The 12252-nt window shown below is 42.3% G+C and carries 12 protein-coding genes, 6 tRNA genes and 1 rRNA gene (1 of these 19 only partly in view); all 19 read left to right on the top strand.

Annotated features, from left to right (window positions below):
* Positions 1-1589: ribosomal RNA gene (locus tag LK416_07680) — 23S ribosomal RNA — on the top strand; it begins 1299 nt to the left of the window's first position.
* 154 nt (positions 1590-1743) lie between these two features.
* A tRNA-Asn gene (locus tag LK416_07675) sits at positions 1744-1815 on the top strand.
* Positions 1816-1827: 12 nt separating this feature from the next.
* Positions 1828-1899, top strand: a tRNA-Glu gene (locus LK416_07670).
* 13 nt (positions 1900-1912) lie between these two features.
* Positions 1913-1985: transfer RNA gene (locus tag LK416_07665), tRNA-Thr, on the top strand.
* 21 nt (positions 1986-2006) lie between these two features.
* Positions 2007-2088: transfer RNA gene (locus LK416_07660), tRNA-Tyr, on the top strand.
* Positions 2089-2106: 18 nt separating this feature from the next.
* Positions 2107-2180, top strand: a tRNA-Met gene (locus LK416_07655).
* A 14-nt stretch (positions 2181-2194) separates the two neighbouring features.
* Positions 2195-2267 (top strand) — tRNA-Phe (locus LK416_07650).
* A 105-nt stretch (positions 2268-2372) separates the two neighbouring features.
* On the top strand, positions 2373-2549 hold the full coding sequence (locus LK416_07645; protein UEA73579.1) for a DUF951 domain-containing protein: 177 nt from the start codon (positions 2373-2375) through the stop codon (positions 2547-2549).
* 155 nt (positions 2550-2704) lie between these two features.
* Positions 2705-2995: a 30S ribosomal protein S6 gene (gene rpsF, locus LK416_07640; protein UEA73578.1), complete on the top strand. Its 291-nt coding sequence runs from the start codon at positions 2705-2707 to the stop codon at positions 2993-2995.
* Positions 2996-3010: 15 nt separating this feature from the next.
* Entirely contained in the window at positions 3011-3451 is a 441-nt protein-coding gene (locus LK416_07635) for a single-stranded DNA-binding protein (GenBank protein ID UEA73577.1), read from the top strand.
* Positions 3452-3468: 17 nt separating this feature from the next.
* Positions 3469-3732 (top strand): 30S ribosomal protein S18, encoded by a 264-nt coding sequence (gene rpsR, locus LK416_07630; protein ID UEA73576.1) that lies wholly within the window; start codon positions 3469-3471, stop codon positions 3730-3732.
* A gap of 301 nt (positions 3733-4033) precedes the next feature.
* Positions 4034-4744 carry an ABC transporter ATP-binding protein gene (locus LK416_07625; protein ID UEA73575.1) on the top strand — a complete coding sequence of 237 codons (711 nt, stop codon included), beginning with the start codon at positions 4034-4036 and terminating at the stop codon, positions 4742-4744.
* Positions 4745-4918: 174 nt separating this feature from the next.
* Positions 4919-5731, top strand: a complete 813-nt coding sequence (locus LK416_07620) for an ABC transporter permease (GenBank protein ID UEA73574.1) — start codon at positions 4919-4921, stop codon at positions 5729-5731.
* Positions 5732-5950: 219 nt separating this feature from the next.
* Positions 5951-7282, top strand: coding sequence for a type I glutamate--ammonia ligase (gene glnA / locus LK416_07615; GenBank protein ID UEA73573.1), 1332 nt, complete (start codon positions 5951-5953; stop codon positions 7280-7282).
* A 150-nt stretch (positions 7283-7432) separates the two neighbouring features.
* Entirely contained in the window at positions 7433-7984 is a 552-nt protein-coding gene (locus LK416_07610) for an ANTAR domain-containing protein (GenBank protein UEA73572.1), read from the top strand.
* Positions 7985-7996: 12 nt separating this feature from the next.
* Positions 7997-8833 (top strand): diaminopimelate epimerase, encoded by an 837-nt coding sequence (gene dapF / locus LK416_07605; protein UEA73571.1) that lies wholly within the window; start codon positions 7997-7999, stop codon positions 8831-8833.
* A gap of 11 nt (positions 8834-8844) precedes the next feature.
* Positions 8845-10062 (top strand): LL-diaminopimelate aminotransferase, encoded by a 1218-nt coding sequence (locus tag LK416_07600; GenBank protein ID UEA73570.1) that lies wholly within the window; start codon positions 8845-8847, stop codon positions 10060-10062.
* Between the two features lie 41 nt (positions 10063-10103).
* Entirely contained in the window at positions 10104-11570 is a 1467-nt protein-coding gene (locus LK416_07595; GenBank protein UEA73569.1) for an alpha-amylase, read from the top strand.
* Between the two features lie 102 nt (positions 11571-11672).
* Positions 11673-11984, top strand: a complete 312-nt coding sequence (locus LK416_07590) for a YerC/YecD family TrpR-related protein (GenBank protein UEA73568.1) — start codon at positions 11673-11675, stop codon at positions 11982-11984.
* Positions 11985-12252: the final 268 nt, after the last annotated feature.

The following is a 12252-nucleotide window of genomic DNA, read 5'->3' as shown; positions in this document are numbered from 1 at the left end:
TTTAAGTGAGAATCTTAAAGGCCGAATATCTAAGGTTTCCAGGGTAAAGCTGATCTTCCCTGGGTAAGTCGGGGCCTAAGGCGAGGACGAAAGTCGTAGTCGATGGATAACAGGTAGAAATTCCTGTACCACATACAAACAGAATTGTGGGGACGCAGAGAGAAAGCCAGAGCCGGAAATGGAAAAGCCGGTGCAAGCGAGGTATCCGTAAGGGAGGCAAATCCCCCTTGCAAGGAGAAGACGTAATGCGGAGTGAACTATAAGTAACGAAGCTGGTGAGCTAGCTGCCAAGAAAAGCCGCTATTGTTTTGTATGTGCCCGTACCGTAAACCGACACAGGTGGATGAGGAGAGAATCCTAAGGCCGGCGGGAGAAGTGTTGTTAAGGAACTCGGCAAAATGACTCCGTAACTTCGGGAGAAGGAGTGCCACAGAGATGTGGCCGCAGAGAAATGGCCCAAGCAACTGTTTAGCAAAAACACAGGTCTATGCAAAACCGAAAGGTGAGGTATATGGGCTGACGCCTGCCCGGTGCTGGAAGGTTAAGAGGAGAGCTTAGCGCAAGCGAAGGTTTGAATTTAAGCCCCAGTAAACGGCGGCCGTAACTATAACGGTCCTAAGGTAGCGAAATTCCTTGTCGGGTAAGTTCCGACCCGCACGAAAGGCGTAATGATTTGGGCACTGTCTCGACAACACACCCGGTGAAATTGAAATACCAGTGAAGATGCTGGTTACCTGCGCCAGGACGGAAAGACCCCATGGAGCTTTACTCCAGTTTGATACTGGGATTCGGTACTGTCTGTACAGGATAGGTGGGAAGCTAGGAAATGATGACGCCAGTTGTCATGGAGCTGACCTTGGGATACCACCCTTACAGTACTGGGTTTCTAACCTGCAGCCGTGACCCGGCTGGGGGACAATGTCTGACGGGGAGTTTGACTGGGGCGGTCGCCTCCGAAAGGGTATCGGAGGCGCTCAAAGGTTCCCTCAGAATGGTCGGAAACCATTCGAAGAGTGCAAAGGCAGAAGGGAGCTTGACTGCGACACCGACGGGTGGAGCAGGTACGAAAGTAGGACTTAGTGATCCGGTGGTATAACGTGGGATTGCCATCGCTCAACGGATAAAAGCTACCCTGGGGATAACAGGCTTATCACTCCCAAGAGTTCACATCGACGGAGTGGTTTGGCACCTCGATGTCGGCTCATCGCATCCTGGAGCTGTAGCAGGTTCCAAGGGTTGGGCTGTTCGCCCATTAAAGCGGTACGCGAGCTGGGTTCAGAACGTCGTGAGACAGTTCGGTCCCTATCCGGCGTGGGCGTAGGATATTTGAGAGGAGCTGTCCTTAGTACGAGAGGACCGGGATGGACGGACCGCTGGTGTATCTGTTGTTGACCAACAGCATGGCAGAGTAGCCAAGTCCGGCAGGGATAAACGCTGAAGGCATCTAAGCGTGAAGCCCCCCTCAAGATTAGATATCCCATTCTTTAAAGAAATAAGACCCCTTGAAGACTACGAGGTTGATAGGTCTGAGGTGTAAGTGCGGTAACGCATTCAGCTGACAGATACTAATAGGTCGAAGACTTATCCTGAGAGGTTCGAAAGATAAGCGAGAAAGAGATTGGAGAGAATGAAGTCGCAAGACTTTCTGTATGAAATTCTGAAGGTACATGAAATAAAAAGTATTGACATCAACCTGAATCTGTGTTAGGCTTGATGAGTACGCCGTGGTATACCAGGTGTTATTCCTCGATAGCTCAATGGTAGAGCACTCGGCTGTTAACCGAGGGGTTGTAGGTTCGAGCCCTACTCGGGGAGCTAATCTTATAAGGCCCCATGGTCAAGCGGTTAAGACATCGCCCTTTCACGGCGGTAACACGAGTTCGAATCTCGTTGGGGTCATTTAATTTAATATGCCGATGTGGCTCAATTGGCAGAGCAGCTGATTTGTAATCAGCAGGTTATCGGTTCGAGTCCGATCATCGGCTTTTTGCTGAAAAGCAAAAAATGGGTGGATTCCCGAGTGGCCAAAGGGGACAGACTGTAAATCTGCTGCGTAATGCTTCGGTGGTTCGAATCCACCTCCGCCCATTTCTTTTTTATTTATATCGCGGGGTGGAGCAGTCTGGAAGCTCGTCGGGCTCATAACCCGAAGGTCATAGGTTCAAATCCTGTCCCCGCTACTATTATGTAATATGCCCAGATAGCTCAGTTGGTAGAGCAGAGGACTGAAAATCCTCGTGTCGCTGGTTCGATTCCAGCTTTGGGCATGACTTTGAAAAGCTGAAATCATAACGATTTCAGCTTTTTCTTTTATCTGTAAAAAGATTGAAAGAAAATCAGATTCAGATGTTGATAAATAAGGAGTGTGCAGTATGGAGTTTAATGTTGGTCAGGTAATTAAGATGAAGAAGCCGCATCCATGTGGTGCAAATGAATGGGAGATCCTTCGCGTTGGTATGGATTTTCGTTTAAAATGTAAAGGGTGTGATCATCAGGTGATGGTATCGAGAAAACTGGTTGAAAAGAATTTTAAAGGTTTTATAGAATAGCAAAAAAGTATTGAAATAATGCTGAAATAATAGAAAAAATCCTTGCAACCCGGGAATTTTTATGATATTATTTTGTTCTGTGATGTGTTAATAATCATATATTTCCTTGCTCATATATCATATATGGGCCAGAGACCATAAGGAGGTGCAATTACATGAACAAGTATGAGTTAACTTTAGTAGTTAATGCAAAGATTGATGAGGATGCTAGAACAGCAGCAGTTGAGAAAGTAAAGGCTTACATCGAGAAAGCTAATGCAACTATCACTAATGTTGAAGACTGCGGACTTAAGAAGCTTGCTTATGAGATCCAGAAGATGGGCGAAGCTTACTATTACTTCATTCAGTTCGATGCAGAAGCTGATGTACCAGCACAGCTTGAAGCTAATGTTCGTATCATGGAGCCTGTTCTCAGATATCTTTGCGTTCGTTTAGACGCTGAGTAATAGGAGGAATTCCGTATGAATAAAGTAATTTTAATGGGTCGTTTAACAAGAGATCCAGAGATCAGATATTCTCAGGGGAATGATCAGATGGCAATTGCCAGATACACTCTCGCTGTAGATAGACGTTTTAACAGAAATGGTGATCAGACCGCAGATTTTATTAACTGTGTTGCTTTTGGCCGTTCAGCAGAATTTGCTGAAAAGTATCTGAAACAGGGTACAAAGATTGTGGCTACTGGAAGAATCCAGACAGGCAGTTATACCAATAAAGATGGAAACAAAGTATATACAACAGATGTTGTTATCGAAGATCAGGAATTTGCTGAGAGCAAAGGAAGTTCTTCATCAGATGGCGGAAGTTATCAGCCAGCTGGCAGACCTTCACCTGCAAATGCAAGCGCAGAAGGTTTTATGAGTATTCCGGAAGGTATAGAGGATGATTTACCATTCAAGTAAAGAAGGAGGTAAATACAATGGCTTATACAAAGACAGATAGAGCAGACGCTCCAATGAAGAGAAGAAATATTCGTAGAAGAAAGAAAGTATGTGTATTCTGTGCAGATAAGACTGCTGTTATCGATTATAAAGATGCAAACAAGTTAAAGAGATACATCTCTGAAAGAGGTAAGATTCTTCCTAGAAGAATTACCGGTAACTGTGCTAAGCATCAGAGAGCTTTAACTGTAGCAGTTAAGAGAGCAAGACAGATTGCAATTTTACCATACGTAGTAGATTAATCTATATTCATTGGTTACACCGTAAGGTGCATACAATCTGAAAAAATGAAGGATGGTTGTGAAGTGATTCACAATCATCCTTTTTTACATTAAATAAGCAAGGCATAGATTTTGTATTTACACGAAAATCTATGCCTGACTCGTTTAACGAAATATTGACGTCTTGAACCATCCGGGATTTAATTTTGATTAAAGATATTATATAATATAGAAGATATAGTAATATTATTAGATAAAAAACAAATGAATAATCAGGAATATGAAAAAGAGAATAGCACAAAAAGAATGCAAGGAGACCTCTATGGTAGAGAAGATCGTACAGATAGATCATATTACAAAAAAATATAAGGAATGTACAGTATTGGATGATGTATCATTGTCTATACGGATAGGAGATGTCATTGGGCTGGTGGGCGGCAACGGAGCAGGTAAAACGACATTGATGAGGGCGATTGCAGGAAGCATTCCGGTTGATTCGGGAGAAATCATTTTTTCAGGAGAACGAAGAACTCAGGATGTAGGAACGCTGATTGAGAATCCGAATATATATACCGATATGTCAGGAATCGAGAATCTTCGATATTTCGGCAGATTATTTGGGGTAGAGGATGAAACGGTATATGAGAGCCTGTTGCAGCAGATGGGGCTTGCAGAAGCTGGAAAGAAATTGGTTGGCAGGTATTCACTTGGAATGAAACAGAGACTTGGCATAGCGGTTGCAATGCTCGGTGATCCGAGGCTTTTGATCTTAGATGAGCCATTAAATGGTTTGGATGTACAGGGGATGCAGGATCTGGAAGAACGTCTGTTGGCAATGCATGAGAATCGGTCAATCGGAATATTGATCAGCAGCCATGTGATCGGCGAATTGGTAAAACTTTGCAATCGGTATCTGGTTATGGATCATGGCAGAATCTGTATGGAATATACAAGGGAAGAACTGCTTCAACAGGCAGGCAGCGAGGAAGCAGTTGAGAATTATATTATTACACGATTCCAGAAATCAATGTAAACAAATAGCATAAGTGTAGAAATAGAATATCAAATATTATAAAAAAATAACTATGGTAGATTCGGATAATAAAATAAATACAATAGGTTTAAATGGCAGGAGATTTGAATAACAAGAGATTTGAATAACAAGCTGTACAGAAAATAACAGGTAAGACGGAAAGGCAGGAAACAGATGATGAATCAGATCATTCGTGCAGAGAATTACAGAATCAGGAAGAATAAGACATTTCGTATTGCATGCATTGTGATCATTGGGATGGTATTGGTTGGATTTGGATTATTTTATGCTGCAACACATATTATATCCGGAGAACTGATGGAAGCAGCAGGTGGATACGATACGGATCTTAATGCATTTACAGATTTAAATCTGTTTGACTGTGCGGGAATTGCTGCTTCACTGATGCAGGTGCTTTCCATTTTATATGCGATTGTGATCACGATTATGATAGGGGCGGAGAAACGGAATGGGATCTATTCGCTGATGCTGGAACGCGGATATCAGGCATGTCAGATCTATATGGGTAAATTATATGAGACAACGGTGATAGCGGGCATCAGTTATCTTTTATATGTAGCAGTATCGTTGATTGCCGGGGCGATATTCTGGCATGGAACGATCGAACGCGAGGATGTGACAGGATTTATCCGAGTGTTTCTTTTAATGCTTGTTATGTATGTAGTTTCTTCCTATATCTATATGGCAGTTGCGATGAATGTAAAAAATGCAGGAATGGCAGTTGCGGTGAATCTCATTATTGTACTTTTATTCTCAACAGTGATAACAGGTCTGGATCAGATTCTTGCTGATGGAGATGTGTTTCTCCGCAAGTACTGGCTCTTATCCGCAATCGAACAGTTTGCCTATATCGATCATACAGATACAACTGTGCGGGAAACTATAACAGGATTGATAGAAGCGGTCGGCTATGGCGGGCTTGCGGTGTTTATTGGCAATACTGTATTTACAAAGAAAAAAAGATAAAAATAGAAAATGAACGCTGCCGGCTATGTGAAGATATTTGACCGATAAGCCTTATGATAAAGTGTGGTTTTCGTTGACAAAATAAAGGGATGCGTTTATGATTATTAAGAACTTTAATGTGGATGGAGTCTGTCCACAGGAAAGAATGCAACAGTGGAATACTTTTATATAACCAGACGCTGCATTATATCAACATTAAGTAATGAAAAGGAGTATATTATGGGTAAGTACACGAAAGCAGATATCTTAAGGATGGTAAAAGAAGATGATGTAGAGTTTATCAGACTTCAGTTTACAGATATTTTTGGAGACCTTAAGAATGTTGCTATAACTTCAAGTCAGATTGAAAAAGCACTGGATAACAAGATTATGTTTGATGGTTCTTCTATTGAAGGATTTGCAAGAATCGAGGAATCCGATATGTATCTCTATCCAGATTATGATACATATGAGACTTTCCCTTGGAGACCACAGCAGGGTAAGGTTGCCAGACTGATCTGTGATGTTTATAAGCCGGATGGCACTCCATTTGAAGGTGATCCAAGATATGTTCTGAAGAAAGCATTGAAGGAAGCTGCTGATATGGGTTACATGATGAACGTAGGTCCAGAATGTGAGTTCTTCCTGTTCCAGACAGATGAGAATGGCTTACCAACAACGAATACTTACGAGCGTGCAAGCTATTTTGATCTTGGACCACTTGATTTCGGTGAGAATGCCAGAAGAGATATGGTATTGACACTGGAACAGATGGGATTTGAGATTGAAGCTTCCCATCATGAGGTTGCTCCTGCACAGCATGAGATAGATTTCAAGTATGGCGAGGCATTAAAGACTGCCGACAGCATCGAGACATTTAAGCTCGTTGTTAAGACAATTGCCAAGAAGCATGGTCTGTGTGCTACATTTATGCCAAAACCAAAGTATGGCGTATGTGGTTCCGGTATGCATATGAATATGTCTTTATCAAAGGATGGCAAAAATATATTTGCAGATGATAATGATAAGCTTGGTTTAAGCCAGGAAGCATATTACTTCATCGCAGGTATCATGGAACATATGAGAGAGATGACAGCAATCACAAACCCATTAGTAAACTCTTATAAGAGACTGGTTCCTGGTTATGAAGCCCCAATTTATATTGCATGGTCAGCAAAAAACAGAAGCCCACTGGTTCGTATCCCAAGTGCAAGAGGAGCAGGAACAAGAGTAGAACTTCGTTGCCCGGATCCAACAGCAAATCCATATCTGGCAATGGCTGTATGCTTAAAAGCCGGATTAGACGGAATCAAGAGACAGCTTCCGCTTGTACCAAGTGTTGACAGCAATATCTTTGAATTAACAAGAGAAGAAAAGAAAGCAAGACACATCGAGAGCCTTCCGGCAAACTTAAGAGAAGCTGTTTTATGTATGAGAGACAGTGACTTCATGAAGGAAGCACTTGGTGAGCATATCTTTACACGTTACACATCAGCAAAATTAGATGAGTGGAACGAATATACCAGACAGGTCACTGACTGGGAGATCAGCAATTACCTTTACAAAGTCTGATCAGAAGCCGGTATGTTTAAGTAAAACCGAAGAAGAACAAGGAGTAATACAGACACCCATTTTATGGGTGCCTGTGTTGCTATATTATAGAATCAATTTGTTCCATGAAAATATAAGGAACTGAAACTGGTCGGGTGAGAGGTTGCTGTTTTGGTAAATGTAATTGTACTATTTGCAAAAATAGAAGAAGCAAAGAGCATAAAAAATCTTTTGGTTCGACATGGAATCAATGTAACTCAGGTATGTACGACCGGAGCACAGGCGGCGCAGGCAGCAGATGCGTGTGATGATGGTCTTATTATATGCGGATACCAGTATCCGGATATGTTATTTTCGGAGCTGGCGGCAAATATACCGGATTATTTTGATATGCTTGTGATTGCATCTCGTGTGCATTACGAGGCGTGTAGAGAAAGTGGAATTACATGCCTGCCGATGCCACTTCGTACACAGGATTTTATCAATACTGTTTCACTGATGGTTGAAAATATTCTGTGGGAGCGTAAGAAACGCAAGACAAAACCAAAGGAACGTACAGAAGAAGAAAAAAAGGTAATTAAGGCTGCAAAACTGAAATTAATGGATGATAATGGATTTGATGAGCAGGGCGCTCATCGGTATCTGCAGAAAAAGAGCATGGATAATGGTATCAATATTGTTGAAATGGCATATATGATACTGGAACATACAGCACTGTTTTAAGGAGGCACGAATATGAAGTTTACAAAGATGGAAGGTCTTGGAAACGATTATGTGTACATAAATTGTTTTTCAGAGAAGGTAGAAAATCCTGAGAAACTGGCGATTGCCATGAGTGACCGGCATTTTGGTGTTGGAAGTGATGGAGTGATCCTGATTAAGCCATCCGATAAAGCAGATTTTACAATGGATATGTATAATGCAGACGGTTCCAGATCTGAGATGTGTGGAAATGGTATCCGTTGTGTAGGAAAGTATGTATATGACTATGGACTTACCGATAAGACGTCGATATCTGTAGAGACACTTGCCGGAATCAAATATCTGGATTTTGTGATAAAGGACGGCAAGGTTGATATGGTAACAGTTGACATGGGTGCACCGATCCTCAAGGCAGATCAGGTGCCTGTGCGTTCAGATAAAGAGCAGGTGATTGATGAGAAGATCACAGTAGCAGGTGTGGATTATCATATGACCTGTGTATCCATGGGAAATCCACATGCAGTTATGTTCGTAGACGATACAGAACATTTCCCGTTGGAGGAAGCTGGTCCGTTATTCGAGCATCATGAAGTATTTCCGAACCGTGTGAATGCGGAGTTTGTTCAGGTGATCGACCGTCATACTGTAAAGATGCGTGTATGGGAGAGAGGAACCGGAGAGACACTGGCATGCGGAACCGGAGCATGTGCAACAGCCGTTGCATGTGTATTAAATGGCAAGACAGATGATGAGGTAACCGTAAAATTATTAGGCGGCGATCTGATCATCCGCTTTGATAGAGAGAACAATAAAGTATACATGACAGGTCCTGCCAGGGTAGTTTTTGACGGCGAGACTGACAGATTTTAGGAGGAAATGACATGTTTAAGGCAAATGAGAATTATCTGAAGCTTCCGGGAAGTTATTTATTTTCAACAGTAGCAAAGAAACAGAGAGAGTACAGTGCGGCACATCCTGATAAGAAGATCATCCGTTTGAGCATTGGAGATGTAACACAGCCGCTTGCTCCTGCTATTATTGAGAGACTTCATTCGGCTGTAGATGAGATGGCGGTAGCAGAGACATTTAAGGGTTATGCACCGGATCTTGGATATGAATTCTTAAGAAATACCATCGTAAAGAATGACTATATTGACCATGGAGTTGATATTTCTGCTGATGAGATCTTTGTAAGTGATGGTGCAAAGAGTGATTCTGCAAATATTCAGGAGATTTTTGCACCGGAAAGCAAGATTGCTGTATGTGATCCTGTTTATCCTGTTTATGTAGATTCAAATGTAATGGCAGGCAGAACCGGAACTTATGATAAAGAGACCGGACTCTGGAGCGATGTGATCTATATGCCTTGTCTGGAGGAGAATGGATTTGCACCGGAATTCCCGAAGGAGGAGCCGGACATTATCTATCTGTGTTTCCCAAATAATCCGACAGGAGCAACCATCAGCAAAGCACAGCTTCAGGAATGGGTTGACTACGCAAATAAGATCGGAGCTGTGATCATTTATGATGCAGCATACGAAGCATATATCAGCGAAGACGATGTACCACATTCCATCTACGAGTGTGAAGGTGCAAGAACCTGTGCGATCGAGCTTCGAAGCTTTTCGAAGAATGCAGGATTTACCGGAACTCGTCTTGGATTTACAGTTGTGCCAAAGGATCTGAAGGATGCAAATGGTGTTGCACTTCATGGTTTATGGGCAAGAAGACATGGAACCAAGTTCAATGGTGCTCCATATATTGTTCAGGCAGCAGGAGAAGCTGTATATTCAGAAGAAGGTAAGGCACAGACAAAGGCACAGATCGCATATTATATGAATAATGCCAAGGTGATCTATGATGGATTAAAGGCAGCAGGCTATTCTGTATCCGGTGGCGTGAATGCACCATATATCTGGTTAAAGACACCGGATAAGATGACTTCATGGGAGTTCTTTGATTATCTGCTTGCAAATGCAAATGTCGTAGGTACACCGGGATCAGGCTTTGGACCGAGCGGTGAAGGGTATTTCAGACTGACAGCATTTGGTACATATGAGAATACAGTAGAAGCGATCGAGAGAATTAAAGCGTTATAATAGCGGGGTGCAATTAACTATATAATTGTGGAGGTAGCAAGATGAAAGATAATGGGCTGTTAGTGCAGTATTTTAATGCAAATACACCTGCTGATCAGACATTATGGGCAAAAGCAGCAAAAGATGCAGTGACATTGAAGAAAATCGGTGCAACAGCAGTATGGTTTCCGCCTGCAACTAAAGGGGCAGCGGGAAAAGAAGATATGGGTTATGCGCCATATGATCTGTATGATCTGGGGGAATTTAACCAGAAAGGGTCGGTTGGAACCAGATATGGTACAAAGAAAGAATATCTGGAAGCAATTGACGCGATGAAGGCACAGGGAATCAATGTATATGCAGATATTGCAGTCAGACAGAAGTTAGGTGCAGATTCTGTGGAGAAGGTTACGGCAGCGGATTTTAATGCCAAGGATATTCCACAGATGATCGGTAATAAAAAGATAGTAGGAGCCTTGTCGAAGTTCACCTTCGCGGGCAGAAGAAGTAAGTATTCTAAGTTCAAATGGAATTGGAATCATTTTGCCGGAATTGACTGGCAACAGGATGATTTTAAGAAACGTGTCTGCGAGCTGTCAGGTATGACAGAGGAAGAAGCGGAGAAGAAATATAAACTCAGCAAGTATGATTACATCATTGGCAGTGAACTTGATCTGTATAATCAGGAAGTATATGATGAATTAATGACATGGGCAAAGTGGTATGAGGATGTGACCGGAGTGGACGGATTCCGTTTTCAGGAAGCAGAGAAGGTTCCGGGATGGTTCATCAGAGACTTTGCAGAAGCTGCTTCGAATGCCGGAGAAGAAGAAAAAGAGATCTTTACGGTAGGAGACTTCTGGCACTGGAGATGTGACTATATCAATGATTACATTGCGTCTGCGGACAATCAGCCATCTATGTTTGATGTGCCGCTGCATTTCAGTTTCCATGATGCATCAGTTGCAGAAGGAGAATATGATCTGAGCCGGTTACTGGATGGTTCCATGATGATGAGCAATCCTGCAAAGGCAGTTACATTTGTAGAGAATCATGAATCACAGCCGGGCGGTGTGCTGGAATCTGCTGTAGCAGAGTGGTTTAAACCACTGGCATATGCGATTATCTTATTAAGAGAACAGGGATATCCTTGTATGTTCATGGGTGATTATGAAGGCATTCCTGCGGCTAAGATCAAGTCCAGAAAGACGGTTATGAACAAGCTGTTAAAGCTTCGTAAGAAATATGCATACGGAACACAGCATGACTACTTTGATCATCCGGATGTTGTCGGCTTCACCAGAGAAGGAGATGCAGAGCATGAGAATTCCGGTCTGGCAGTTATTATGTCAGATGGGACCGGCGGAACAAAGCGTATGTATGTCGGCAGACAGTTCGCAGGCTGCCATTTCGCAGATGTAATGGGAAATGCAAAGTATGATATCCGTATCGATGAAGAAGGCTGTGGCGAATTCTATGTAAACCGTCAGGGACTTGCGGTCTGGATCAAAAAAGATTGCAAATTATAAGAAATTGAGTTATCATATTAATACTTTAGATTGTAAAAGTGCATGAAAGTCTGAGGATGATCCGGATTTTCACAGCATAAGAGTGGCAAAGGAGTATGAGTTATGGGAAAGACAGTGCATACAGAAGCAGTCCGTGATCTGTTTGAAGCAATACTGACATTGGAGACAGAGGAGGAATGTTTTAATTTCTTTGAAGATGTTTGTACGGTAAATGAATTGTTGTCCATAGCCCAGAGATTTGCGGTTGCGAAGATGTTAAAAGAGGATAATACTTATCTGGAAGTTGCCGAGAAGACCGGCGCATCGACAGCAACGATCAGCAGAGTAAACAGATCTCTTAATTATGGTAAAGATGGTTATGAACTTGTATTCAGCAGAATGAATCTGGATAAAGAGAAGAAAGATTCGGAATAACAACATATAAAACAGGAAATCCTCCGGGAATGGATCAAGACGATCCGTTCCCGGAGGATTTTGTTTGTCCTACGACCAACCTATGTCTGCGCAGGCACTACGGCAAACAGGAGTACTGTGCCAAATGACATCAAGCGAAGATTTCGTAATAAATTGCATATATCAGCAAATATGGGTGCTTGTTTGAGCCGTCAGGCGAGTTAGCACAGGAATATTTGCGAATCAGATATATGCAGTTTATAGAAATCGAAACGAGTCATTTACACAG

It is taken from the genome of Lachnospiraceae bacterium GAM79, assembly GCA_020735665.1.
Classification (GTDB): Bacteria; Bacillota; Clostridia; order Lachnospirales; family Lachnospiraceae; genus Coprococcus.
The sequence above is the reverse complement of the archived record's forward strand: the minus strand, read 5'-3'. Positions and strand labels throughout refer to the sequence as shown.